This is a genomic window from Corynebacterium sp. (assembly GCF_012838985.1).
Classification (GTDB): domain Bacteria; phylum Actinomycetota; class Actinomycetes; order Mycobacteriales; family Mycobacteriaceae; genus Corynebacterium.
Genome location: NZ_DUOE01000212.1, coordinates 1 through 23965, shown reverse-complemented (window position 1 = coordinate 23965; position 23965 = coordinate 1). Strand labels below are relative to the sequence as shown.

At 69.5% G+C, this 23965-nt stretch carries 26 protein-coding genes and 1 riboswitch; of the genes, 16 read left to right on the top strand and 10 right to left on the bottom strand.

Features of this window, described 5'->3' with window-relative positions; genetic code table 11:
- A partial coding sequence (locus GXZ33_RS11980; protein WP_291341409.1) for a chloride channel protein occupies positions 1-970 on the bottom strand: 970 nt, incomplete at its 3' end.
- 44 nt (positions 971-1014) lie between these two features.
- Positions 1015-2250 (bottom strand): MFS transporter, encoded by a 1236-nt coding sequence (locus GXZ33_RS11975; protein ID WP_291341407.1) that lies wholly within the window; start codon positions 2248-2250, stop codon positions 1015-1017.
- A gap of 51 nt (positions 2251-2301) precedes the next feature.
- On the opposite strand from GXZ33_RS11975, the gene GXZ33_RS11970 reads away from it, so the two are divergent.
- Complete coding sequence (locus GXZ33_RS11970) at positions 2302-2976, top strand: metalloregulator ArsR/SmtB family transcription factor (RefSeq protein ID WP_291341404.1); 675 nt, start codon at positions 2302-2304, stop codon at positions 2974-2976.
- Here the strand turns inward: GXZ33_RS11970 and GXZ33_RS11965 are convergent.
- A complete protein-coding gene (locus GXZ33_RS11965; protein ID WP_291341402.1) occupies positions 2934-3917 on the bottom strand; it encodes a DUF808 domain-containing protein in 984 nt (327 codons plus the stop codon). The two genes, GXZ33_RS11970 and GXZ33_RS11965, sit on opposite strands and share 43 nt — an antisense overlap.
- A 59-nt stretch (positions 3918-3976) precedes the next feature.
- Between GXZ33_RS11965 and GXZ33_RS11960 the strand changes: the two genes are divergently transcribed.
- The 11 genes from GXZ33_RS11960 (at position 3977) to GXZ33_RS11910 (ending at position 14466) form a co-directional block, all read left to right on the top strand.
- Positions 3977-4843: a 2-dehydropantoate 2-reductase gene (locus GXZ33_RS11960; protein ID WP_291341401.1), complete on the top strand. Its 867-nt coding sequence runs from the start codon at positions 3977-3979 to the stop codon at positions 4841-4843.
- Between the two features lie 10 nt (positions 4844-4853).
- Positions 4854-5192: a DUF2218 domain-containing protein gene (locus GXZ33_RS11955; protein ID WP_291341400.1), complete on the top strand. Its 339-nt coding sequence runs from the start codon at positions 4854-4856 to the stop codon at positions 5190-5192.
- Positions 5193-5201: 9 nt separating this feature from the next.
- Positions 5202-5311: riboswitch (TPP riboswitch) on the top strand.
- Complete coding sequence (locus tag GXZ33_RS11950) at positions 5302-5904, top strand: ECF transporter S component (protein WP_291341399.1); 603 nt, start codon at positions 5302-5304, stop codon at positions 5902-5904. It overlaps the preceding riboswitch by 10 nt.
- On the top strand, positions 5905-7221 hold the full coding sequence (locus GXZ33_RS11945) for an ABC transporter ATP-binding protein (RefSeq protein ID WP_291341397.1): 1317 nt from the start codon (positions 5905-5907) through the stop codon (positions 7219-7221).
- On the top strand, positions 7218-7982 hold the full coding sequence (locus tag GXZ33_RS11940; RefSeq protein WP_291341395.1) for an energy-coupling factor transporter transmembrane component T: 765 nt from the start codon (positions 7218-7220) through the stop codon (positions 7980-7982). The genes GXZ33_RS11945 and GXZ33_RS11940 overlap by 4 nt, the downstream gene beginning before the upstream one ends.
- Positions 7979-8458, top strand: coding sequence for a hypothetical protein (locus GXZ33_RS11935; RefSeq protein WP_291341393.1), 480 nt, complete (start codon positions 7979-7981; stop codon positions 8456-8458). The genes GXZ33_RS11940 and GXZ33_RS11935 overlap by 4 nt, the downstream gene beginning before the upstream one ends.
- A 243-nt stretch (positions 8459-8701) precedes the next feature.
- Positions 8702-10288, top strand: a complete 1587-nt coding sequence (locus GXZ33_RS11930; protein WP_291341391.1) for an ABC transporter substrate-binding protein — start codon at positions 8702-8704, stop codon at positions 10286-10288.
- Positions 10289-10387: 99 nt separating this feature from the next.
- Entirely contained in the window at positions 10388-11314 is a 927-nt protein-coding gene (locus GXZ33_RS11925) for an ABC transporter permease (RefSeq protein WP_291341389.1), read from the top strand.
- Positions 11307-12314: an ABC transporter permease gene (locus GXZ33_RS11920; protein WP_291341387.1), complete on the top strand. Its 1008-nt coding sequence runs from the start codon at positions 11307-11309 to the stop codon at positions 12312-12314. Before GXZ33_RS11925 ends, GXZ33_RS11920 begins: the two co-directional genes overlap by 8 nt.
- A complete protein-coding gene (locus GXZ33_RS11915; RefSeq protein WP_291341385.1) occupies positions 12311-13975 on the top strand; it encodes an ABC transporter ATP-binding protein in 1665 nt (554 codons plus the stop codon). Before GXZ33_RS11920 ends, GXZ33_RS11915 begins: the two co-directional genes overlap by 4 nt.
- Before the next feature lie 68 nt (positions 13976-14043).
- Positions 14044-14466 (top strand): CBS domain-containing protein, encoded by a 423-nt coding sequence (locus GXZ33_RS11910; RefSeq protein ID WP_291341382.1) that lies wholly within the window; start codon positions 14044-14046, stop codon positions 14464-14466.
- 10 nt (positions 14467-14476) lie between these two features.
- Here GXZ33_RS11910 and GXZ33_RS11905 read toward each other — a convergent pair whose 3' ends face one another.
- The 7 genes from GXZ33_RS11905 to GXZ33_RS11875 all read right to left on the bottom strand — a co-directional run bounded on the left by GXZ33_RS11905 (position 14477) and on the right by GXZ33_RS11875 (position 18741).
- On the bottom strand, positions 14477-14929 hold the full coding sequence (locus GXZ33_RS11905; RefSeq protein ID WP_291341380.1) for a CinA family protein: 453 nt from the start codon (positions 14927-14929) through the stop codon (positions 14477-14479).
- A gap of 10 nt (positions 14930-14939) precedes the next feature.
- Positions 14940-15101: a hypothetical protein gene (locus GXZ33_RS11900; protein ID WP_291341378.1), complete on the bottom strand. Its 162-nt coding sequence runs from the start codon at positions 15099-15101 to the stop codon at positions 14940-14942.
- 37 nt (positions 15102-15138) lie between these two features.
- On the bottom strand, positions 15139-16788 hold the full coding sequence (locus GXZ33_RS11895; protein ID WP_291341376.1) for an NAD-dependent epimerase/dehydratase family protein: 1650 nt from the start codon (positions 16786-16788) through the stop codon (positions 15139-15141).
- 106 nt (positions 16789-16894) lie between these two features.
- A complete protein-coding gene (arsC, locus tag GXZ33_RS11890) occupies positions 16895-17245 on the bottom strand; it encodes an arsenate reductase (glutaredoxin) (RefSeq protein ID WP_291341374.1) in 351 nt (116 codons plus the stop codon).
- A gap of 20 nt (positions 17246-17265) precedes the next feature.
- Entirely contained in the window at positions 17266-17442 is a 177-nt protein-coding gene (locus tag GXZ33_RS11885) for a hypothetical protein (protein WP_291341372.1), read from the bottom strand.
- A gap of 91 nt (positions 17443-17533) precedes the next feature.
- Positions 17534-18070, bottom strand: coding sequence for a DUF402 domain-containing protein (locus GXZ33_RS11880; RefSeq protein WP_291341370.1), 537 nt, complete (start codon positions 18068-18070; stop codon positions 17534-17536).
- A gap of 5 nt (positions 18071-18075) precedes the next feature.
- Positions 18076-18741 (bottom strand): hypothetical protein, encoded by a 666-nt coding sequence (locus tag GXZ33_RS11875; protein ID WP_291341362.1) that lies wholly within the window; start codon positions 18739-18741, stop codon positions 18076-18078.
- Positions 18742-19001: 260 nt separating this feature from the next.
- Here GXZ33_RS11875 and GXZ33_RS11870 point away from each other — a divergent pair, with 260 nt between their 5' ends.
- The 4 genes from GXZ33_RS11870 to GXZ33_RS11855 form a co-directional block, all read left to right on the top strand.
- Complete coding sequence (locus tag GXZ33_RS11870) at positions 19002-19595, top strand: hypothetical protein (protein WP_291341361.1); 594 nt, start codon at positions 19002-19004, stop codon at positions 19593-19595.
- Between the two features lie 144 nt (positions 19596-19739).
- A complete protein-coding gene (gene typA / locus GXZ33_RS11865; RefSeq protein WP_291341359.1) occupies positions 19740-21653 on the top strand; it encodes a translational GTPase TypA in 1914 nt (637 codons plus the stop codon).
- Between the two features lies 1 nt (position 21654).
- On the top strand, positions 21655-22845 hold the full coding sequence (locus GXZ33_RS11860) for an MFS transporter (protein ID WP_291341357.1): 1191 nt from the start codon (positions 21655-21657) through the stop codon (positions 22843-22845).
- A gap of 8 nt (positions 22846-22853) precedes the next feature.
- The coding region (locus GXZ33_RS11855; RefSeq protein ID WP_291341355.1) for an ABC transporter family substrate-binding protein at positions 22854-23965 on the top strand (1112 nt) is incomplete at its 3' end.

The following is a 23965-nucleotide window of genomic DNA, read 5'->3' as shown; positions in this document are numbered from 1 at the left end:
GCGCGCCCGCACCCGCCCCGAGTGTGGCCCCCACCGCCAGCGCCGGCGTCAACGTGCCACCCACCGCACCGGAGCCGAGTGACGCCGCGGTGAGCAGCGGCTTCACCGCCAGCAGCGTGAGCAGCAGCGGCAGCGCCGTGACCGGGTCGAAGGCGGTGCGGACGATGTCCTCGCCGTTGCCGGTCACCCCGGGCAGGAACCGGGAGACGGTGACCACACCCGCGGTCGCCGCGCCGACGCTCAACGGCAGCCACCGCGGGTCGAGGACCTTCCAGCCGTGCGCGGACTTCATCAGCGCCAGGAACAGCCGGCCCACGACGACCGCGGCGGGCAGCAGCACCGGCAGCACCCAGAGGACGAGGGGGTCGAAGGGGGCGTCGGGAAGCTGGTAGACGGAGGTGGCGCCCACCAGGGGCCACGCCGTCACCGTCGCCACCGCGGACATCGTGGTGGCGATGCCCAGCGTGCGCCAGCTGCGGCGCACGGGCATCGCCTCGAGGGTGAAGAGGACACCGGCCAGCGGCACGTTGTACACGGCGGCCAGTCCGGCACCGGCGGCGGAGGCGACGAGGAGGCGTCGATGGGTTTCGTCGATACGCAGGGCACGGGAGAGCCGGTCGAGGACTGCCGCGGCGGACTGCCGGGGCGCCTGCTCGCGGCCGAGGGAGATGCCGGAGCCGACGGCGAGCAGCTGGAACAGGGCATCCGCGACGGTGCGGCCCAGGGGGAGCGGGGTGTCGGTGGTGGCGGATTCCTCGACGCTGCGGATGGGGCGGGTGCGGCGCAACCACCACCAGCCGAGTCCCGCGACGACACCACCGAGTCCGGCCGCAAGGACCTGGGGGAGGGGACCGGCGGCGGTGAAGTGGTGGAAGCGGTGGATGAGCCAGGCCATCGCACCGCCGATGAGACCGGCGAGGACCCCTCCGAGGAGGAGGGTCGCGAAAAGAACGGCCCGGGCACGGTACATGGTCCCCAGGGTATCCCCGGGTGGCGGGCCCCCGGGGGACAGAGCTAGGCGGGGCGTTTCTCCGGGTGGGTCTCGCCCAGCCGGAGCAGCACCACGACGCCGGCGGCGGCGGAGAGCCCGGCGGCCGCCCAGACGGCGCTGTGCAGTCCGAGGGCGTCCGCGGTCAGGCCGCCGAGCAGTGCGCCGGCGGTGTATCCGAGGTCGCGCCACACGCGGTAGATGCCCACGGCCCGGCCGCGCCACTCGGGGGCGGCGACGTCGCCGATGACGGCCAGCAGCGCGGGGTAGACCATCGCGGACCCCAGGCCCAGCACCATCGTGCCGACCACCCAGCCGGGCATCCCTTCCGACCAGGCGATGAGGGCCAGCGCCGCCGCCTGCACGACCATGCCGCCGACGACGAGGGGGCGTCGTCCGGTGTGGTCGGAGATCCAGCCGGTGGCCAGCTGCCCGATGCCCCACACCAGCGGGTAGAGGGCGACGAGGAGACCGATCTCGCGCAGTCCCAGCCCCGCGCTGGCGAAGAGCAGGGGGAACACGCCCCAGGACAGGCCGAAGTTGAGGTTGTTGGCCATGCCCGCGATGCTTGCCGACGACAGCGCCGGGTTCCGCCAGCTCACGTCCGCGAAGATGTGCCCGTTCGACAGGGGCGGGGTGGCAGGGGCCGCCGGGTCGGCCTCGAGGGCGACGAAGCCGCGGGTCTCCCGGACGAAGAAGGTCACCACGACGAGGGCGGTGACGGCGTAGATCACCCCGAGGAGGAAGGGGGCGGGGCGTAGGCCGTGCTGGGCGGCGATCCAGCCGGCGGCCAGGGAGGTGAGTGAGACGGCGAGGTAGCCGGCGGCTTCGTTGAGTCCCATGGCGAGGCCGCGTTGGCGGGGGCCGACGAGGTCGATCTTCATCGTCACCGTCGTCGACCAGGCGAGTCCCTGGTTGATGCCGAGGAAGATGTTGGCCAGGATGATCCACTCCCAGCCCGGTGCCCACATGATGAGGAGGGGGACGGGTAGTCCGGCGAGCCAGCCGGCGAGGAGGACGGGTTTGCGTCCGTACCTGTCGGAGAGGAGTCCGGCGACGTAGTTGAAGGCGGCTTTGGCGATGCCGAAGGCGGCGACGTAGGTGAAGACGAAGGCGTAGCCGGTGAGGGAGAAGACCTGTTCGGCGAGGAGGGGGAGGGTGGTCTGCTGTTGGCCGACCATGCCGCCGACGAGGGCGTTGACGGCGACGAGCAGGGTGAACTGGGCGGCGTTCCGGCGGAGGCCGAGTTGTGGGTGGGGCATGCCGAACTCCTCAACTATTCAATGAATTGCTTGAACACTACAATCGGAGACATGCCACCGCAAGCACGCGATCCCCGTGCCTTCAAGGACGATGTCTTCGGCCACATCGCCCGGATCGGTGCCGCCCTGGGGCATGCCAAACGGATCGAGATCCTCGACGTGCTCCTGCAGGGCGAGCGCCCCGTCGAGTCGCTCGCGCAGCAGGTCGCGGCGTCGGTGGCGAACACCTCCCGTCACCTGCAGATCCTCGCCGCCGCCGGTCTGGTCGCCCGCCGTGCGGAGGGCACCTCCCGCGTCTACCGTGTCGCCGACGACCAGGTGGCCGGTGTCTACCTGGCGGTCCGGGGGTTGGCACGGTCGCACATCGCGGACGTCAGCATCCTGGCCGAGGCCTTCTTCGCCGAGGTCGACGGCGTCCGGGCGGTCACCTTCGAGGAGTTCGACGAACTGCACCGCACCGGTGAGGCCCTGCTTGTCGACGTCCGCCCCGCCGCCGAGTTCGCCGCCGGCCACGCGGAGGGCGCGGTCAACATCCCCCTCGCCGACCTCGACCGGCGTCTCGCGGAGCTGCCCGCCGACCGCACGATCGTGGCGTACTGCCGCGGCCCCTACTGCGTCTTCGCCGCTGACGCGGTGACCCGCCTGCGGGAGGCGGGTCTGCGGGCGGTGCGGCTGGAGGAGGGCTACCCCGAGTGGCGGGAGTCGGGGCGTCCGGTCTCCCCGTGACGGGCGGCCGCCTTCTCCGGTGAGCCGGTGAGGGCCTTCACGCCGTCGACGACGAGTGCGATGACCATGCCCCACAGCAGGCCGAAGACCAGCGAGAAGAAGGTGTTGACCAGCCAGCCGAGGAGGCCGCCGCCGACGGCGACCTCCAGGGAGTGGATGGTGTCGTAGGGCCAGGTGAGGCCGAACTCGGCGAGGCCCACCAGGATGATGTGGCCGCCGACCCACAGCATCGCGAAGGTGCCGACCACCGCGATCGTCGACAGCACCTTCGGCATCGCCGTGACCAGGCCGCGGCCGAAGGTGGCGCTGGGGCCGCCCCGCTTGGCCATGTGGAGGCCGATGTCGTCCATCTTCACCAGCACGCCGACCGCGCCGTAGACCAGGGCGGTGATGCCGATCGCCACGACGACGAGGACGGCGGCGCGGAAGGCCATGGGCTGGTGGGCGACCTCGTTGAGGGAGATGACCATGATCTCCGCGGAGAGGATGAGGTCGGTCATGATGGCGCCCCTGACCAGTTTGTCCTCGTCGGCGGTGGTCTTGTCGGCGCCCTGGGCGTGGGTGTCGCCCTCACCCTTGCCGTGGCCCTTGAGTTTGTGGAGCACCTTGTGGGCGCCCTCGAAGCACAGGTAGGTGCCGCCGAGCATGAGGATCGGGGTCAGGGCCCAGGGGGCGATCCAGGAGAGGAGCAGCGCGACGGGGAGGATGATGACGAGCTTGTTGACCAGGGAGCCCTTGGTGATCCGCCAGATCATCGGCAGCTCCCGGGCCGGCCGGATGCCGGTGACGTAGCGGGGGGTCACGGCGGCGTCGTCGACCACGACGCCGGCGGCCTTCACCGAGGTTTTTCCGGCGGCGGCCGCGACGTCGTCGACGCTGGCGGCGGCGGCGCGGGCGATGAGGGCGACGTCGTCAAGCAGTGCTAGTAGTCCACCGGCCATGATGGGCACCTTTCAGGGAGGAAATAAGGACATTCTAGTGCGTTCCTTAGAATGGTCGCATGAGAACAGCAGTGGTGGGTGTCGGCGCGGTCGGTGGATGGTTCGGCGGGTCTCTGGTCCGGGCGGGGCATGACGTGGTGTTCGTCGCGCGCGGCGAGACCCTCGACGTGCTCCGCACCGAGGGGCTGCGGCTCAACGACGACCCGCCGATCCCGGTGACGGCCGTCGGCAGCCTCGCCGAGGCCGGCCCGGTGGATGTCGTGCTGCTCGCGGTGAAGGTCACCGGGGAGACCGACCTCGAGGCGTTGCTCGGTTCCCTCCCCGCCGGGGCCCACGTCGCCGTCACCCAGAACTCCGTCGAGGTGCCCGCCCGCGTCGCCGGGATCGTCGGTGAGGGGCGCACCCTGCCGGGGGTCGTGCGCGGCTACTACCATCACACCGGTCCGGGGCGGGTGGAGTTCCACGGGGGACCTGTCTCGTATGACGTGGGTGGGGGAGGGGCGGTCGTCGGAAAGCTCGTGGCGGCGTTGAATGCGGCGGGCATCGACGCCACCGTGCGCGGGGACATCGTCGTCGACGTGTGGGAGAAGGCGATGTACGTCACCACCACCGGGGCCCTCGGTGCGCTGGCGCAGGCCCCGCTCGGGGAGCTGCGTACGCGGCTGCGGCCGACGCTGGAGGCGCTCATGCGGGAGGTCGAGGCCACGGCCCGCGCGAACGGCGTGACGCTGAGCGACGACGTGGTGGAACGCACCCTGGAGTTCGCCGACCGCATGCCCGCGGAGGCGACCAGTTCGATGCACCGTGACCTGGTGGCCGGGCGTCCCCACGAGCTGGATTCCCAGGTCGGCGCCATCTGCCGGATGGCGGCCCGGCAGGGCGTCGACGTGCGGCTGCATGACCTCCTGCTGGGGGTGCTGGGGTAACGTGACGGACATGACGGCTTCCTCCACTGCCCGGGTCAGGTGTGATCGCCCGGGGCGTTACGCTCGGTCCCTGGCCTCCACGTTCGCCAACACGGCGCACACGGAGTGGGACGCCGAGGAGGGCCGCGGGCACCTCCTGTTCACCTGGGGACATGACGCCGAGGTCGACATGATCGCCGGCGACGGGATCCTCCTGCTGCACCTCGAGTGCGCCGCCGCGGAGCTCGACCAGCTGGAGGGGATGATCGGGCGCGGGATCGTCGACCTCGCCGGGGACACCGACGTGGAGGTCGCCTGGAAGCGTCCCGGAGGTCAGGACGGTACCCGCTGGGCGACTGGGCTAGACTGACGCCCGTCCATTTTCATCCACGGGTGCCCGGTGAAAATCCGGGCTGAGATGCCGCAACGGCGGACCGTAAGAACCTGATCCGGTTAATACCGGCGCTAGGGAGACCCCAGTGACCATCACTGCTGCACCCACGCGCGCCCGCTCCTCGTGGCGCGTCATCGACATCATCATCGCCTCCGTCCTCGGTGTGGCGACCGGCCTCATCTTCTGGGTGTGGAACTCCATCGGCTACGCCTGGACCACCGCCATGGACGCCCTCACCCCCGGTTTCGGTGGCCTCGCCCTGGGCATCTGGCTGCTGGGCGGCGTCATCGGCGGACTGGTGATCCGTAAGCCGGGTGCCGCGATCTTCGTCGAGGTCCTCGCGGCGGCGGTCTCCGCGCTGCTGGGCAACCAGTGGGGCATCGAGACCCTCTACCACGGTATCGCGCAGGGTATCGGCGCGGAGCTGGTCTTCGCCGCCTTCGCTTACCGACGTTTCACCCTCCCCGTCGCCCTCCTCGCCGGCGTGGGCGCCTCGCTGGGCAACTTCCTGGTCTCGCTGTTCACCAACGCGAACATCGCGAAGTCGCTGGCCTTCAACTCGATCTACCTCACGTGCGGGATGATCTCGGGCGCTCTCCTCGCGGGACTCCTCGGCCACTGGCTGGTCAAGGCCCTGGCCGGGACCGGTGCTCTGGATCGTTTCGCGGCCGGCCGGAAGCGCGTGTAGATGACTGCACTCGTCGAGGCCCGCGGTCTCGGCTGGCGTCACGCCTCCCGGATCGCCCCGGCCCTGGAGAACATCTCCCTGCGCCTGGAACGCGGGGAGCGGGTGCTGCTCACCGGACGTTCCGGTGCGGGCAAGTCCACGCTCCTGGCCGCCCTGGCCGGCCTGCTCGGTGACGAGGAGGACGGCGACCCGAGCGGCACCCTCACCATCGACGGCACGGTCGGCATGGTCCTGCAGGACCCCGACTCCCAGGTCATCGCCTCCCGCGTCGGCGACGACGTCGCCTTCGGCTGCGAGAACCTCCGCATCCCGCGCGAGGAGATCTGGCCGCGGGTGCGCCGTGCCCTCGACCTCGTCGGCCTGGACCTGCCCCTCGACCACCCGACCCGGCACCTGTCCGGCGGGCAGAAGCAGCGCCTCGCCCTGGCGGGCGTCATCGCGATGGGGGCGGACCTCATCCTCCTCGATGAGCCGACCGCCAACCTCGATCCCGTCGGGCAGCGCGAGGTCGTCGAGGCGGTGACCACCGTCGCCGCGGAGACCGACGCCACCCTGTTCGTCGTCGAGCACCGCCCGCACCTGTGGGCCCCGCTCATGGACCGTTTCCTCCACCTCGACGAGGACGGTCTCCACGAGAGCTCCGCCGCCGGACTGCCCGCCCTGCCGGTCCTGCCGGCGGCCCGCGGCGTGGCCCCCGGGGCACGTCCCCTGGTGAGCGCCCGCGACCTGCGGACCATCTGGGGTCCGCCCCGCACCCTCGACCTGCCGCAGGGCGCGTCGACGGTGATCACCGGGCCCAACGGCTCCGGCAAGTCGACGCTCGCGCTCACCCTCGCCGGGCTGCTCGACCCCGTCGGCGGCGAGCTCACCTACGCGGAGGAGCTGCGGCAGGGCCTGCGCCGGCGCCCCCACGCGTGGACCTCGCGTCAGCTGGCGCAGCGGGTGGGTTACGTCTTCCAGGACCCGGAGCACCAGTTCGTCGCCCGGACCGTCGCCGAGGAGATGGCCGTGTCCGGCGGCACGCAGGAACGTATCGACGACCTGCTGCACCGCCTCCGCCTCACCCACCTCGCCGACGCCAACCCCTTCACCCTCTCGGGCGGGGAGAAGCGCCGGCTCTCCGTGGCCACCGCCCTGGTCAACGCCCCGGCGTTGCTCGTCCTCGACGAGCCGACCTTCGGCCAGGACCCGACGACCTTCGCCGAGCTCGTCGGCATGGTCCGGGAACTCACCGACCGCGGCGTGACCGTCGTGTCGATCACCCATGACGAGCTCTACGCCCACGCCCTCGGCGACCATCTCGTGGAGGTCCGATGAATCTTCTCGCCGGCATCAACCCGGTCACCCGCATCCTGGGTCTCATCCTGCTGACCACGCCGCTGCTGCTCTCGGTGGACATCGTCTCTGCGTCGGTGGCGCTGGGCTTCACGCTGCTGGCCGCCCCGTTGTGCGGGGTGGGCTGGGGGAGGCTGCTGCGTCGCGGCTGGCCGATCCTGCTGGCCGCCCCGTTGGCGGCGGTCCCGATGGCGCTCTACGGCCGCCCGGAGGGGGAGACCTACTTCCAGCTCCTCCTCATCCACGTCACAGACAACTCCCTGCAGCTGGCGGCGGCGATCTTCGTCCGTGTCCTGGCGGTGGGGCTGCCGGTCATCGTCCTGTCGGCGGACGTCGACCCCACGGATCTCGGCGACGGCCTCTCGCAGGTGCTGCGCCTGCCCGCCCGTTTCGTGCTGGGGGCGGTGGCGGCGACCCGCCTGGTCTCCCTGTTCCGCGACGACCTGGACTCCATGCGTCGGGCCCGCCGGGCCCGCGGCATCGCCGACCAGGGGCGCATCCGCCACTTCCTCACGCTGGCCTTCGGGCTGCTCGTGCTCTCCCTGCGACGCGGCACCAAGCTGGCCACCGCGATGGAGGCCAGGGGCTTCAACCGCGTCGCCGAGCACGGCCGCACGTGGGCCCGCGAATCCACGCTCTCCGGCCGCGACCTGGTCGTCATGTCCGTGTGCCTGCTCGCCTCCGTGGCGGCCATCGGCATCGCGGTGGCCGTCGGCTCCTTCCGTTTCCTGGGCGTGGCGTGACGCGGTTGACCGTGCTCGTCGACGGACCCTCCGGGTCCGGCAAGACGACCTTCGCCGGGGCCGTGGGGAAGCGCACCGGCCTGCGGGTGGTCCACCTCGACGACTTCTACCCGGGCTGGTCCGGGCTGGCGGCGGCCGCCCGCATGGTGGCCGAGGACGTCCTCCACCCGACCCGGCCCGGTTACCGGCGCTGGGACTGGGAGGCCGACGCGCCGGGGGAGTGGGTGGCGCTGGACCCGGGGGAGTCGCTCATCGTGGAGGGGGTGGGGGCGGTGACGGCGGCGTCGATAAGTGCCGCGGAGGAACTGGGGGAGGTGCTCAGCGTGCGTATCGACGCCCCCGTGGCGCTGCGCCGCGCCCGCGCCCTGCAGCGCGACACCGGCTACGGGCCCTACTGGGACATGTGGGCGGCGCAGGAGGAGGCGTTCTACGCGGTGCACGGGCACGTTCCGGTGGACTTTGCGTTGACATGGTGAGTAAATCCCACAGACTCTCGGTATGGGTGGGGGTCCGGTCGGGCGGGGGTGGCTGCGGGGGTGGCGGTGAGGGAGGCTGAGTGGGGGCTGACGGTCCCCTGAGCAGCCGGAAAGGTGTCACTAGTCCTTTTGTAGGCATAACCATGTGGTTACAGTCTCATCACAAGTGTGGGGTGATGGACGTCACGCGGTAGCGTGAACGGAAGATTAAGAAATCGTCCTTTCACACTGGAGGTCCATCACATGGCACTCAGCAAGAAGACGCTGGCCCTGCTCGCAGCCACCACGCTCGGGTTCGGTCTGGTCGCATGTTCCGATTCCGGGGACACCGGAGCCGCCGGCGGCGAGAAGTACGTCCTCGCCAACGGCACCGAACCGCAGAACCCCCTCATCCCCGCGAACACCAACGAGGTGGGCGGTGGACGCATCGTCGACATGATCTACTCCGGCCTCGTCTACTACGACGCTGACGGCGAGATCCACAACGAGGTCGCCGAGTCCATCGAGCCGGAGGGTGAGAAGAGCTACCGCGTCACCCTCAAGGACGGCTGGACCTTCGCCGACGGCACCCCCGTCACGGCCTCCCACTTCGTCAACGCCTGGAACAAGGCCGTCGAGGAGTCCCAGCTCTCCGCCTACTTCTTCGAGCCGATCCTCGGCTACGAGGAGGGCAAGGAGTCGATGGAGGGCCTCCAGATCATCGACGACAAGACCTTCACCATCGAGCTGAACCAGCACGAGGCCGACTTCCCGATGCGCCTGGGATACTCCGCCTTCTACCCGCTGCCCGATGAGGCCCTGGACGATCTCGCCGCCTTCGGCGAGAAGCCCAACGGCAACGGCCCGTACAAGCTGGAGTCCTGGAACCACAACCAGGACGCCGTCCTCGTCCCCAACGAGAACTACCAGGGTGAGCGCGCTCCGCAGAACGACGGCATCAAGTTCGTCTTCTACGCCCAGCAGGACGCCGCCTACAACGACCTGCTCGCCGGCAACCTCGACGTCCTGGACTCCATCCCGGACTCCGCGTTCGCCACCTTCGAGAACGAGCTCGGCGACCGCGCCGCCAACCAGGCCTCCGCCATCTTCCAGTCCTTCACCATCCCGGAGAGCCTCGACCACTGGGGCGGCGAGGAAGGCCAGCTGCGCCGCCAGGCGATCTCCCACGCCATCAACCGCGCGGAGATCACCGACGCCATCTTCCAGGGCACCCGCACCCCGGCCACCGACTTCACCTCCCCGGTCCTGCCGGGCTATGACGGTGACATCGTGGGCAACGACGTCCTCGAGTACAACCCGGAGAAGGCGAAGGACCTGTGGGCGCAGGCCGATGAGATCTCCCCGTTCACCGGCGAGTTCACCCTCTCCTACAACGCCGACGGCGGCCACCAGGCCTGGGTCGACGCGGTGGTCAACTCCATCCGCAACACCCTCGGCATCGAGGCCGTGGGCAACCCGTACCCGGACTTCAAGTCCCTGCGTGACGACGTCACCGGCCGCACCATCCAGGGCGCCTTCCGCACCGGCTGGCAGGCCGACTACCCGTCGCAGGGTAACTTCCTCGGCCCGCTCTACGGCACCGGCGCCGGCTCCAACGACGGTGACTACTCCAACGCCGACTTCGACGCCAAGCTCGCCGAGGCGGCGGCCGCGGAGACCCCGGAGGACGCGTCCCGCATCTACAACGAGGCGCAGGAGATCCTCTTCCGGGATCTGCCGGCCGTCCCGCTGTGGTACTCCAACCTGACCGGTGGCTTCAGTGAGCACGTCGACAACGTCGTCTTCTCCTGGAAGGACCAGCCGCTCTACTACAACATTACGAAGAACTAGCGTCGCCGGTTCACCGTGACACCCTGATACCCGCGTGACGCCCGGTGCGTCACGCGGGTATCTGCCTGAATGCCTCCATCACACCCACAAGGAATAGTTATGTTGCGCTACATCGGGCGACGACTGCTCCAGATGATCCCCGTGTTCTTCGGGGCCACCCTCCTCATCTACGCACTCGTCTTCCTCATGCCCGGCGACCCGGTCCAGGCGTTGGGCGGTGACCGCGGCCTGTCCGAGGCCGCCCGCGCCCGCATCGAGGCGGAGTACAACCTGGACAAACCCTTCATCGTCCAGTACCTGCTCTACCTCAAGGGCATCCTCACCCTCGACTTCGGAACCACCTTCTCCGGCCAGCCCGTCGCCGACGTCATGGCCCGGGCCTTCCCCGTCACCATCAAGCTGGCCGTCATGGCCCTCATCTTCGAGGCCTTCTTCGGCATCATCTTCGGCGTCATCGCCGGCGTGCGCCGCGGCGGCATCTTCGACTCCACCGTCCTGGTGATGTCGCTGATCGTCATCGCCGTGCCCAGCTTCGTCATCGGTTTCGTCCTGCAGTTCGTCGTCGGCGTGAAATGGGGGATACTCCCCGTCACCGTGGGCTCGCGGGAGACGTTCACCTCCCTGCTCATGCCCGCCATCGTGCTCGGCGCCGTGTCCTTCGCCTACGTCCTGCGCCTGACGCGGCAGTCCGTGAGCGAGAACCTGCGCGCCGACTACGTCCGCACCGCCCGCGCCAAGGGCCTGTCCGGTGGGCAGGTCATGAGCCGCCACGTGCTGCGTAACTCCCTCATCCCCGTCGCCACCTTCCTCGGTGCGGACCTCGGTGCCCTCATGGGCGGGGCCATCGTCACCGAGGGCATCTTCGCCATCAACGGCGTCGGCGGCACCATCTACCAGGCGATCATCAAGGGCGAACCGACGACGGTGGTGTCGTTCACCACCGTGCTCGTCATCGTCTACATCATCGCCAACCTCGTCGTGGACCTGGTCTACGCCGTGCTCGACCCGAGGATCCGCTATGCCTGACATCAACCGCAACGTCGCCAACCCGGCCGGCGGGGACGACATCCTCGCGGAGGAGAAGCTCCAGCTCCGCCCCGGCCAGGACCACTACATCGCCGAGACCGACGAGACCGGCCTCGGTGCCGTCGACGCCGTCGCCGACGAATCCGCCCCCTCCTCCATGTGGGGTGAGGCGTGGCGCAACCTGCGCCGCCGCCCCCTGTTCTGGGTCTCGGCCCTGCTCATCCTCGTGGCCGTGCTCATGTCGCTGTTCCCGCAGCTGTTCACCTCCATCGACCCGCGGGCCTGCACCCTGTCCAACTCCCTGGCGGACCCGCAGCCGGGCCACCCCTTCGGCTTCGACCGGCAGGGCTGTGACATCTACTCCCGCACCATCTACGGGGCACGTGCCTCGGTGGCGGTGGGCATCCTCACCACCGCGCTCGTCGTGCTCATCGGCACGCTCATCGGTGCGCTCGCCGGTTTCTTCGGCGGCATCCTGGACACGCTGCTCTCCCGCCTGACGGACATCTTCTTCGCCATCCCGCTGGTGCTCGCCGCCATCGTCGTCATGCAGATGTTCAAGGACTACCGCACCATCGTCACGGTGGTGCTGGTCCTGGGACTGTTCGGCTGGACGAACATCGCCCGCATCACCCGCGGTGCGGTGATGGGAGTGAAGAACGAGGAGTACGTCACCGCGGCGCGGGCGCTGGGGGCGTCGAGGATGAAGATCCTCACCAGCCACATCATGCCCAACGCGGCCGCCCCGATCATCGTGTACGCCACGGTGGCGCTGGGCACCTTCATCGTCGCGGAGGCCACCCTGTCTTTCCTGGGCATCGGCCTCCCGCCGACGATCGTGTCCTGGGGCGGGGACATCTCCGCCGCGCAGGCCTCCCTGCGCACCAAACCGATGGTCCTGTTCTACCCGGCCATGGCGCTCGCGCTGACGGTCCTGAGCTTCATCATGCTCGGCGACGTCGTCCGTGACGCCCTCGACCCGAAGGCGAGGAAGCGATGACCACCCAGACCCCGCTGCTCGAGATGAAGGACGTCAAGATCTCCTTCACCTCCTCCACCGGCGTCGTCGAGGCCGTCCGCGGCATCAACATGACGATCTACCCGGGCCAGTCCGTCGCCATCGTCGGTGAGTCCGGCTCCGGCAAGTCCACCGCCGCCATGTCGATTCTCGGTCTGCTGCCGGGCACCGGCAAGGTCACCGGCGGGCAGATCCTGTTCAACGGTGAGGACATCACCGGCCTGGGCGACAAGGAGATGCAGAAGTACCGCGGCTCCGAGATCGGCCTGGTCCCGCAGGACCCGATGTCCAACCTCAACCCGGTGTGGCGTGTCGGCACGCAGGTCGCCGAGTCGCTGCGCGCCAACAACGTGGTCAAGGGCTCCGAGGTCGGCGACCGCGTCGCCGAGCTGCTGGAGGAGGCGGGGCTTCCCGACGCCAGGCGGCGCGCCCGCCAGTACCCGCACGAGTACTCCGGAGGCATGCGCCAGCGCGCGCTCATCGCCATCGGCCTCGCCGCCCGCCCGAAGCTGCTCATCGCCGATGAGCCGACCTCGGCTCTCGACGTCACCGTGCAGAAGCGCATCCTTGACCACCTCGAGGGGCTCACCGAGGAACTGGGCACCGCCGTCCTGTTCATCACCCATGACCTGGGTCTGGCCGCCGAACGCGCCGAGCACCTGGTGGTCATGCACCGCGGCCGCATCGTCGAGTCCGGCCCCAGCCTGCAGATCCTCCGTGACCCCCAGCACCCGTACACCCGACGCCTGGTGAAGGCGGCGCCCTCGCTGGCGTCGGCACGCATCCAGTCGGCGCTGGCCGCCGGCGTGGAGTCGACGGAGCTGGTGGCGCACGGCCGCGAGGCGAAGCAGGAGGAGGTCATCCGCGTCGAGAACCTCACCAAGATCTTCGGTGAGAACAAGGCCGTCGACGACGTCTCCTTCACCGTGCGCAAGGGCACCACCCTGGCGCTGGTGGGTGAGTCGGGCTCCGGCAAGTCGACCGTGGCGAACATGGTGCTCAACCTGCTCGAACCGACCAGCGGCAAGGTGTTCTACAAGGGCACCGACCTGTCGACGCTGGACAACCGGGAGCTGTTCGACATGCGTCGCAAGATGCAGGTCGTGTTCCAGAACCCCTACGGCTCACTCGACCCGATGTTCTCCATCTACCGCTGCATCGAGGAGCCCCTCGCCCTGCACGGGGTGGGCAACCGCAAGGAGCGGGAGGCGCGCGTCGCGGAGCTGCTCGACATGGTGGCCATGCCGCGTTCGGCCATGCGCCGCTTCCCGAACGAGCTGTCCGGTGGTCAACGGCAGCGCATCGCCATCGCGCGTGCCCTGGCGCTGCGGCCGGAGGTGCTGGTCCTCGACGAGGCGGTCTCCGCCCTCGACGTCCTCGTGCAGAACCAGATCATCCGCCTGCTCGCCGAGCTGCAGGACGAGCTCGACCTGTCCTACCTGTTCATCACCCACGACCTCGCGGTGGTCCGCCAGACCGCCGACGACATCGTCGTGATGAAGCAGGGGGCGATCGTCGAGCAGGGCACCTCGGATGAGGTGTTCGCCGATCCGCGGGAGGAGTACACCCGTGACCTCATCAACTCCGTCCCGGGCCTCAACATCGAGCTCGGCACGGGTGCCAACCTGGGGCTCGTCGAATAGCGCCGGAATGTGACGTGGATTACAGGTAACGTGGTGCATGTATCATCCACCCACGCGAAGGACACATCATGGACACCACCACCACCGCACGGGACCTCATGACCCCCGACGTCGTCAGCGTCGCCCCCGCCGACACCCTGGAGGTCGCCGCCCGTCGCATGCGTGACGCGGACGTCGGCGCCCTTCCCGTCGTGGACGGGGAGGGCGCGGTCGTCGGCATCGTCACCGACCGTGACATCGTCGTCTCCGCCATCGCGGAGGGGAGGGACCCGACCTCCCTCACTGCCGGGGAGCTGGCCGACGGCACCGTCATCAGCGTGGCCCCCGACGATTCCGCCCCGGACGTGCTCGCCGTGATGAAGGAGCACCAGATCCGCCGCGTGCCGGTCATCGACGGCACGGAGCTGGTGGGCATGCTCGCCCAGGCCGACGTCGCCCGCTCCATGCCGGACTCCACCGTCGGCGAGCTCCTGGAGAGCATCTCCGAGTGAGCGTGTGAAGTCAGCCGCGCATCTGTGCGGCGAGCTGGCGCAGGGCGTGGGCGCGGGCCTCGGCGAGCACCTCCTCGGGTGAGCCCGGGAAATGGTGCTTCCCGACGCAGGCCTGCCCCCGCACCAGCGTCGCGATGAACACCGTGCCCGGCGGCTGCCCCTCCTGGCCGGCCGGTCCGCCCGCGCCACTGATCGCGATGACCGCGTCCGCCTCCATGAGGTCGGTGAGCGAGGCGGCCATCGTCGTCACGCATTCCGCGGAGATGACGGGACAGTCCGGGGCCACGTCGAGGACGCGCTGCTTGGTGCGGGTCCGGTAGGCGACGACACCGCCGGCGAACCACTCCGAGGAGTCGTCCGCGGCGGCGAGCGCGGCGGCCAGGGAACCGCCGGTGAGCGATTCGGCCACAGCCACCGTGTAGCCGTGTTCCCGGGCCAGCACGGAGATCTGGTCGGCGGTCACGGTCTCAGTCTCAGTGGTCGGCGGGTGGCTCGGATTCGGGGAGGAACTCATCCTCGTCGGGGTTTTCGGTGTCGGTGTTGTCGGGGTGTCCGGGGTCGGTCTCCTCTGCGAAGCGGGTGTCATCGAGGTCGGGGAGGTCAGGGCGGTCGGGTTTCTGCGGGTCGGTGTGCATTGGTCGATTCCTTTCGTGGTGTGGAGGGGCGGGGTGGTCAGTCCCAGAAGGTGTCGCTGTCGTCGCGCAGGGCCCGTTCCCGCGCGTAGGCGTGGACGCGCTCGAGGATCTCCAGCTGGCGGTGGGAGGAGGCGATGAGGTCATCGAAGACCTGCGGATCCAGCTGCAGGCCTGCGGCGTGTTCGCGCAGGGTCTCCCAGCCACCGATCTTGCCGTTCACCGCGGAGCGCATGATCTCGGCCTCGAGCAGCATGGTCATGGGGGAACGCTCGAGGACACGGCCGTTGAGCTTGAGGCGGCCGACACGTTCGCCGACCCAGGCGACGGCCTGACGGTAGGGCTTGCGGGCCAGGCCGAGGTCCTCGATGATGGTGCGCAGCAGCTCACGGTCGGAGCGGATCTCGTCGGCCACGGTGGACAGTTCCGCGTAGACGGGCGTGTCGATGTAGTCCTCCGCCATCCGCTCGATGCGGTTGACCCCGGCGGTCGCGCCGGTGAGGTGGTCGGAGAGGTAGAGCTCGAGCAGGTCCTTCGTGTAGTGGTCGGGGATCTTCTCCTCCCCACCGCCGGCATTACCGCTGCCGGTGTCGGCGCCCTCCTTGACCTGCTCGCCGACGGCCTGGTGGAGGCGCTCCTCCTTGTCGCGGGGGCGCAGCGGGGGAGAGGGCAGGCCGCTGCCCTCGATCATGCCGTCGAGAAGCTCCGCGAAGGCGTCGACCGCTGAGACGGTGGGGCGCCAGTCGAGTTCCTCCCGGGCCTTCGCGTTGTCCATGAGCGGAACCTCCATGCCCATGTCCAGCCAACCGGCGTCGGCGGGCACCGCCCCTGCCTTGTGGGCGGTGACCAGGCCGGCGCGGAAGATCGCGGGCGGCAGCTCCAGGTAGCGGCCGTGGTCGATGATGTCCGCCAGCTGCTGCGGGCCGAGGACGTCGTCGGCGCAGATGTTGAAGGCGCCGCCGACCTTCCTGAGCACCGCCGCGGCATAGGCGCGGCCCAGGTCATCGGAGTGCACGGCCTGCAGGCGGATCCCCTTCGGGACGGGCAGCGCCGGGAGCCGGCCCGTCCGCAGGGCCTGCACCGGCACGAGGTCGCCGAGGAAGTAGCCCTGGATCTCGGAGCCCGCGTCGCCCTGGAACGTCAGCCCCGGGCGCAGGCGGGTGACGGTGATGTCGGGGTGGGCGGCCTCGAACTCGTCGAGGACCTGCTCCTGCGCGGCCTTGTCCACGCTGTAGTGGGAGCTGTCGATGCCGCCGGTGGGCCAGGACTCGTCACGCAGCGGCGGCTTCCCGGTCCGGCGGGCCTCGTCGGGGGAGTAGGCGCCCACGCTGGAGGCGACCACCAGGTGCGGCACGCCGGCCTGTGCGACGGCCTCGGCCACGTGGCGGGTGCCCTCGACGTTGACGCGGCGCAGGAGTTCGCGCCGGTCGTTGGGCTGGATGAGCCACGCGAGGTGGATGACGGCGTCCACCCCGGTGAAAGCTCCGGTCAGGGCAGCGACGGCATCCTCCCGGGTGGTGGCGCCGGCGATGTCGATGGAGTGCCACTCGACCCCTTCGTAGGGCGGGTGGTCCTGTTCGGGCAGGCGTCGGGCGATGCCGACGAGGCCGGTGACCTCGGGTGTGTCGTGCAGGGCGCGGAGGGCGGCGGTGCCGTGGTTGCCCGTGGCGCCGACGATGGCGATCTTCATGGTGTTCTCCTCGTGTCGTTCTCGGGTGGGTGGTGCCGTGTACTGCCGAGGAAACGGAAAAACCCATCACATTGCAAGCATGTGATGGGTTTCGACTGGTCAGGTCCTAGAGAATCTCGTCGATGGCCTCGGTCGGGCGCGCGATGCGGGCGCCTTTCGAGGTGACCACGAATGGACGCTCGATGAGCCGCGGGTGTGCCGCCATCGCGGCCAGCAGCTCCTCGTCGGGCGTGTCAGGGGAGAGCCCCAGCTCCCGGTACTCCGATTCGCGGGGCCGGAGGGCGTCGTGGACGGGGATCCCGGCTGCGTCGACAAGCTCCCTGAGCTTCTCGACGCCCGGCGTCTCCTCCAGGTACCGGATGACCTCGGGTTCGATGTCGCGTTCCCGCAGGTACTCCAGCGCCTGACGGGACTTGGAGCAGCGCGGGTTGTGATAGATCGTCACGTTGTCGTTCATGCCACAACCCTAGCTGCGGGTCAGTAGTTCGCGGGCGGGTCACTGGCGGGGAAGGACTGCTGGCCCCACTCCTCGGGCAGCTCCTCGAGCTGCTCCGGGGTGGACTTGCCCACGTCCTCCGGGTGGTTATGGGTGAAGGGCTTGTCCTCCGGGAACTCCCAGGTGTGGCCCTTCTTGTCGGTGGAGTCGGTGCTCATGGCACTTTCCTTTCGTTCGTAGGTGGGTGATAACCCCAACCTACCCACGAAAAGTGGGCCAGATCACAACAATATGATAACTCTTTTCGAGCTACTCGGCCGGCACCAGCGTGACGTTGTCGGCCCAGGTCAGTTCAATGCCCAGGGTGCGCAGCCATGCCATGGCGTTGTCCTGGTGGCGGGTGATGCCCTCCACGGCGGTCAGCGTCGTGTCGATCGCGCGCTCGGCGTCCTCGGCGGTGATGAGGCCGGCGGAGGTGGCGGCGGCCAGCTCGTCGATGTCCTGGACGTCGATCGGCTCACCGGTGACGGAGACGAGGTCCACGTAGAGGTCACGGGTCGACCACACGTCATCCTGGACGTGGATGTCGGCGACGTCGAAGTAGAAGTCCTGGCGCTCGTCGACACCCTCCCGGAAGTGGAAGATGTTGGCACGCAGGCCGAGCTTCGGCAGCAGCCAGGACTCCAGGTAGCCGAAACGGGGATGATTGGCGCCGCGCGCCATGTACAGGCCGAAGTCGGTGACCCGGTAGGTGTCCACCTCGCGGAGATGGCCCTTCGGGTCGATGTTGATCCGGTCGGAGGTGTTGAAGGTCTCCTCCTTGACCGGGTGCAGATCAGCAGTCATGACTGTTACCTCGCATCGATGATCGCAGCTGTGGGGATGAACGTGCACGGCCCGTCCTCGGTGTGGACGGTGCCGGAGACGACGGCGACGACGGTGCCGTGGCCGGTGTCGGCGGTGCCCGAGAGGGTGGCCGGTCCATCGGGGTTGATGCCGTGGTTGCCCAGCGACGTCGCGCCCGTGCGCAGCGTGTTGATGTTCGCCCAGTTGACGGTCATGCCGCCCTGCTCCGGGGCCGCGGGTGCGGTGCCCAGTGCGGTGAATACGAAGGCCGTCTGTCCCTCGGCGGCACCCGGTGCCGGGATCTCGGCGGGGCCGGGGACGGCGATGGCTGAACCCACGGCGTCGAGCTCGCCGCCGATGCAGGATCCGGAGACGGTCGGCCAGTAGAACTGGGTGAAGCGCGGAGCGTTGTCCGGCAGCTCCGGGCCGCCGTCGCCGTTGATGCCGGCGGTGAAGGCCAGTCCGGAGAGCAGGGCGTTGCGCAGGTCGGCCGGCATCCACGGCTGGTTGGCGAAGGAGCGGATCTCCTCCTGGGTCCGCGGCGTCGGGCGACCGAGTTCATCAAGTGGGTTGTGGCTGGAGAGATCAGGGAGGGGGGCCGCTTGTGCGGTGGGGGCCAGTGCGCCGGCCATGGTGAGTGCGATGGCGGTGGAGACGGCGATCGTCCTCATGGTTCGTGCAGTGTGTCCCACTGGTCGGCTCTCTTCCGGGTGATCTCAGGGCGATGTCGCGGATGTGCCCGGACGCACGACGGCGTGTCAGTCACAGACGCAACTTGGGTAACGGTAGTTTCGATACCCAACAATATTCACTTGCGTGACGGATTCAACCGGATCGGAGAAAACCCGGTCACTTCTCCTGTCGTGCGTCGAGATTGTTTCGTTACATTTGCGTGGAAACCCGCCGCCACATGCGGCGTAGGGTTCGGGGCATGGGACGTGGACGCGGAGGTGGCGCCGGGGTGGCGTCGAGAAGCGGGGGTGTCGTGGCGGTGGCCACGGCGGCTGCGGCGGCTCTGACACTGAGTTCCTGCGGCAACTACGTCGACATGACCGTCTACGACTACCGCGGCGGCCTCGCGCTCGGGATGGACGGCAACGGCGACGTGATCGTGCACATCGAGGCGTGCCAGTACCGCGTCACCGCCATCCCGGTCGTGCAGGGCCGCGAGCTGCTCGGGGGTGAACCGAATCCCCGGTTGGGCCACATCGTCACCGACCAGCCGCAGACCGGGCGCTTCGAGGTCAACCTCAGCAACCCGCAGGCACCCTGGAGGGCGGAGCAGCCGCTCACGGAGCCGCCGGACCCGGGGCACATCATGATCGTCTCCGCCAGGACGGACGGCTCGGTCTCGCAGAAGAAGGAGGTGATCGGGCAGGAGTCCGCCTCCCGCACGGTGCTGGAGGCGCTGGCGCCGGGGGAGGTCGTCATCAACGTGTGGAATGAGAAGCGGGAACCGGGTGATCCACCGCTGCGGGACGAGGTCATCCGCCTCGATGAGTTCCGCCCGGAATGCCCGGAGTAGCCGGGTGTTCCAGGACACTCGATAGTGCAATACCCCCTGAATGCGAGTATCGTCAAGGGCTGTTCACCATCGCGCCGCCGTCTTTTCCGTGCTTTCCCGTGAAAGACCGTGGCCGCGACCCCTTTTTATAGGAGCAGCCCACTCGTGTCCCATCCTGAGTTCCGCAACGTCGCCATCGTCGCCCACGTCGACCACGGCAAGACCACCCTCGTCAACTCCATGCTGGAGCAGTCCGGCGTGTTCGACGACCACGGTGGTGTCACTGACCGCGTGATGGACTCCGGTGATCTCGAACGCGAGAAGGGCATCACCATCCTGGCCAAGAACACCGCCGTGCGCCGCAAGGGTGCCGGCAAGGACGGCCGCGACCTCATCGTCAACGTCATCGACACCCCGGGTCACGCCGACTTCGGTGGCGAGGTCGAGCGTGCCCTGTCCATGGTCGACGGTGTCGTCCTGCTCGTCGACGCGGCCGAGGGCCCGCTCCCGCAGACCCGTTTCGTCCTGAGTAAGGCACTGGCCGCCAAGATGCCGGTGATCATCCTGGTCAACAAGACCGACCGCCCGGACGCCCGCATCGACGAGGTCGTCGAGCAGGCCCAGGACCTCCTCCTGGAGCTGGCCTCCACCCTCGAGGACCCGGAGGCCGCCGAGGCCGCCGAGCAGCTGCTGGACCTGCCGGTCCTGTACGCCTCCGGCCGTCACGGCAAGGCGTCCACCGAGAACCCGGGCAACGGCAACCCGCCGGAGGCCGAGGACCTGCAGGCCCTCTTCGACGTCATCTACCAGGCCCTGCCGGAGCCCTCCGCCGAGATCGATGCCCCGCTGCAGGCGCACGTGACCAACCTGGACTCCTCCTCCTTCCTGGGCCGCATCGGCCTGGTCCGCATCCACGCGGGCACCCTGCAGAAGGGCCAGCAGGTCGCCTGGATCCACTACGACAACGAGGGCAACCCGCACACCAAGACGGTGCGCATCGCCGAGCTGCTGCGCACCGTGGGCACCGAGCGTGTCCCGGCGGAGGGCGAGGTCGTCGCCGGTGACATCGCCGCCATCTCCGGCATCGACGAGATCATGATCGGTGACACCCTGGCCGACCCGGAGAACCCGGTCGCCCTGCCGCGCATCACCGTCGACGAGCCCGCCATCTCCATGACCATCGGCGTGAACACCTCCCCGATGGCCGGCCGTGGCGGCGGCGACAAGCTCACCGCCCGCATGGTCAAGGCCCGCCTGGACCAGGAGCTCATCGGCAACGTGTCCCTGCGTGTCCTGCCGACCGAGCGCCCGGACGCCTGGGAGGTCCAGGGCCGTGGTGAGATGGCGCTGTCCGTGCTGGTGGAGACGATGCGCCGTGAGGGCTTCGAGCTGACCGTCGGTAAGCCGCAGGTGGTCACCCAGACCATCGACGGTGTCGTCCACGAGCCCTACGAGCGCATGGTCATCGACGTCCCGTCCGAGCACCAGGGCGCCGTCACCCAGCTCATGGCCGCCCGCAAGGGCCAGATGGTGTCCATGGACACCGGCTCCGGCGACTGGGTCCGCATCGAGTTCGACGTCCCGGCGCGTGGCCTCATCGGCTTCCGCACCACCTTCATGACCGAGACGCGCGGCACCGGCATCGCCAACTCCTACGCCATCGAGCAGCGCCCGTGGGCCGGCGAGATCAAGGACCGCGCCACCGGTTCCCTCGTCGCCGACCGCACCGGCCAGATCACCGCCTACGCCCTGCAGCAGCTGGCCGACCGCGGTAACTTCTTCGTCGAGCCGGGCACCGACGCCTACGAGGGCATGGTCGTCGGCGCGAACAACCGCGACGAGGACATGGACATCAACATCACCCGTGAGAAGAAGCTGACGAACATGCGTGCCGCCTCCGCGGACACCACCGTCACCCTCGCCAAGGCCCACGTCCTCTCCCTGGACGAGGCCATGGAGTTCTGCGGCCAGGACGAGTGCGTCGAGGTGACCCCGGAGATCCTGCGCGTGCGCAAGGTGATCCTCAACGCCACGGACCGTGCCCGTGCACGTTCCCGTGAGAAGGCCCTCAACAAGTAGGGTGGCCTCTCCCGCCGCTTACCGCAGCCCCGTTGGCGTCGCGCTCCTCTTCGCGACCAACGGGGCTGTGTTCTCCTCCGTCCTGCCCTGGTACCCGACCCTCAAGGACCAGTGGGGCCTCGGTGACCTGACCTTCGGCGTCATCGTCGCGGCCTTCGCCGCCGGTTCGCTGCTCTCGACGGTCCTGCCCACGCTGGCGGTCAACCGCTACGGTCCGCGACGCGTCGTCTGGTGGGGCACCGTCGCCGTCGCGCTGCTCGTCGCCGCCGTCGGCTGGTCGTCCTCGGGGCTCATGCTCGCGGGGCTGCTGCTGGGCATCGGGCTTCTCGACGCCATCATCGACGTCTCCCAGAACGTCGCGGGAGTGCGCGTCGAGGCACGCTTCGGGCGTTCGATACTGTCGTCGATGCACGCCTGCTGGTCGCTCGGCGCGGTCGCCGGCGGTGCCGGCGGCACCTATGCGGCGAGCACCGGCACGGACATCCGCCTCCACCTCGCGGTCGTCGCGGCCGTGGTCATCGCGGTGGTCACCCTCGGTGAATGGCTGACTGGCCCGGTGCCGCCGGACCCGGCGGAGACGACGGAGGGGGACCACGGGGGTGCCGGGAAGCGGGGGAGCATCCTGCGCCTCATGTGGATCACCCTGCCCGTGGCCCTGGTGGCCACGTCGGGCACGACCATCGAGGACATCGCCAACAACTGGGCCGGGCTGGCCTCCGTCGAGTTCGCGGGGGTGGCGCTCGGGCAGGCCGGCATGGCCTTCACCGTCGTGCTCGCCGCGCAGACCGTCGGGCGTTTCACCGGCGACCGCCTCATCGACCGCTTCGGGCGCGTCACCGTGGCGCGGGTCGGCGGTGTGCTGATCGCGTCCGGCGGCGTGCTCGTCGTCCTGGCGACCGTCCCGTGGCTGCTCTACCTCGGTTTCGCCCTCGCCGGCTTCGGCTGCGCGACCCTCGTGCCCAGCGCCTTCGCGGCGGCCGCCCGCCTGCCCGGCGTCAGCGAGGGCGCGGGTGTCACCGCGGTGAGCTGGCTCATGCGCATCGGCTTCCTGGCCACCAGCCCGGTCCTCGGCGCGCTCTCCGACGCGACGGACCTGCGCCGGGCGCTGCTGCTGCTCGTGGTCGCCGGTGGCGTGGTCATCGTGCTCGCCCCGGCGCTGCGGGATCAGCCCCGCGCCGGGGCTGGTACATAATCATCAGTGTGAAAGCCCGTCTGTTCCCCGCCCTCCTGCTGACGCTCACCGTCTCCGCCTGCGCCGCCAACCCCGGCCCGCCGCCGGTGGAGGAGCCGGAGACGTCGACCGAGGTGAGCACGTCGGCGGCGCCCACGCAGACCACGACCCCCGTCTCACGGGCGGACAAGATCATCACCGTCGGCGTCGATCCGCTGCCCGCCGGGTTCCACCCGCATCTGCTGGCCCACGAGTCGCACTTCACCCGGTCCCTCGCCCAGCTGGTGCTCCCCAGTGCCTTCCACGGCGGGGCGATGAACACGGACCTGCTGGAGTCGGCGGGGCAGGTGGAGCCGCCGCCGGGCGTGGCGCAGACCCTCAGGTACGTCATCTCCCCGGCGGCCCAGTGGTCGGACGGCACCCCGATCACGGGCGCGGACTTCCGCTACCTGTGGAGGGGGATGACGAGCACCCCGGGTGTGATCAACCCCGCCGGCTATCAGGCCATCAGTGAGATCCGCACCAGCGCGGACGGGCGCACCGTCGACGTCGACCTGCACACCTTCGTCTCCGACTGGCGGGCCCTGTTCAGTCACCTCGTGCCCGGCCACCTGCTGCAGAACGACGTCTCCCGCTTCGCGACGGCCCTCGCCGACGGCATCCCCGCCTCCGGCGACCGCTACATGGTGCGGTCCGTGGACCGTTCGCGCGGCATCGTCACCCTCCACCGCAACGACCGTTTCTGGGGCGCGGACCCGGCGGCGACCGACCGCGTCATCTTCCGCGAGGTCCGCGGCGTCACCCAGGGCGTCGAGCAGCTGCGCTCCGGGCAGATCGACTTCCTCGACACGGTGCCCACCGAGACCTCCGTGGACTCCTACCGTCTCATGCGCGACACCCAGGTGCGCCTGGTCGACCAGCCCCGCGAGCTGTCCTTCACCCTCTCGACGTCCTCCGCGCTCCTCGCGGACCGGGCGGTGCGCGCCGAACTGCACTCGCTTCTCGACGTCCCCCTCATCGCCCGCCTCGCCGCCGGCCGCTCCGCGGAGCTGCCCGTGCCGGCGCACCCCGACGCCCGCGACATCACCGCGGGTGCGCTAGAGCTCCTACCGGGACTGACGGGGTCGCAGGGCCGCCCGCT

Excerpts from the sequence above, each read along its gene's own strand:
- GXZ33_RS11975 (WP_291341407.1), bottom strand. The coding sequence starts at position 2,250 with ATGCCCCACCCACAACTCGGCCTCCGCCGGAACGCCGCCCAGTTCACC.
- GXZ33_RS11970 (WP_291341404.1), top strand. The coding sequence starts at position 2,302 with ATGCCACCGCAAGCACGCGATCCCCGTGCCTTCAAGGACGATGTCTTC.
- GXZ33_RS11965 (WP_291341402.1), bottom strand. The coding sequence starts at position 3,917 with ATGGCCGGTGGACTACTAGCACTGCTTGACGACGTCGCCCTCATCGCC.
- GXZ33_RS11960 (WP_291341401.1), top strand. The coding sequence starts at position 3,977 with ATGAGAACAGCAGTGGTGGGTGTCGGCGCGGTCGGTGGATGGTTCGGC.
- GXZ33_RS11955 (WP_291341400.1), top strand. The coding sequence starts at position 4,854 with ATGACGGCTTCCTCCACTGCCCGGGTCAGGTGTGATCGCCCGGGGCGT.
- GXZ33_RS11945 (WP_291341397.1), top strand. The coding sequence starts at position 5,905 with ATGACTGCACTCGTCGAGGCCCGCGGTCTCGGCTGGCGTCACGCCTCC.
- GXZ33_RS11940 (WP_291341395.1), top strand. The coding sequence starts at position 7,218 with ATGAATCTTCTCGCCGGCATCAACCCGGTCACCCGCATCCTGGGTCTC.
- GXZ33_RS11930 (WP_291341391.1), top strand. The coding sequence starts at position 8,702 with ATGGCACTCAGCAAGAAGACGCTGGCCCTGCTCGCAGCCACCACGCTC.
- GXZ33_RS11925 (WP_291341389.1), top strand. The coding sequence starts at position 10,388 with ATGTTGCGCTACATCGGGCGACGACTGCTCCAGATGATCCCCGTGTTC.
- GXZ33_RS11920 (WP_291341387.1), top strand. The coding sequence starts at position 11,307 with ATGCCTGACATCAACCGCAACGTCGCCAACCCGGCCGGCGGGGACGAC.
- GXZ33_RS11915 (WP_291341385.1), top strand. The coding sequence starts at position 12,311 with ATGACCACCCAGACCCCGCTGCTCGAGATGAAGGACGTCAAGATCTCC.
- GXZ33_RS11910 (WP_291341382.1), top strand. The coding sequence starts at position 14,044 with ATGGACACCACCACCACCGCACGGGACCTCATGACCCCCGACGTCGTC.
- GXZ33_RS11900 (WP_291341378.1), bottom strand. The coding sequence starts at position 15,101 with ATGCACACCGACCCGCAGAAACCCGACCGCCCTGACCTCCCCGACCTC.
- GXZ33_RS11895 (WP_291341376.1), bottom strand. The coding sequence starts at position 16,788 with ATGAAGATCGCCATCGTCGGCGCCACGGGCAACCACGGCACCGCCGCC.
- arsC (WP_291341374.1), bottom strand. The coding sequence starts at position 17,245 with ATGAACGACAACGTGACGATCTATCACAACCCGCGCTGCTCCAAGTCC.
- GXZ33_RS11885 (WP_291341372.1), bottom strand. The coding sequence starts at position 17,442 with ATGAGCACCGACTCCACCGACAAGAAGGGCCACACCTGGGAGTTCCCG.
- GXZ33_RS11880 (WP_291341370.1), bottom strand. The coding sequence starts at position 18,070 with ATGACTGCTGATCTGCACCCGGTCAAGGAGGAGACCTTCAACACCTCC.
- GXZ33_RS11875 (WP_291341362.1), bottom strand. The coding sequence starts at position 18,741 with ATGAGGACGATCGCCGTCTCCACCGCCATCGCACTCACCATGGCCGGC.
- GXZ33_RS11870 (WP_291341361.1), top strand. The coding sequence starts at position 19,002 with ATGGGACGTGGACGCGGAGGTGGCGCCGGGGTGGCGTCGAGAAGCGGG.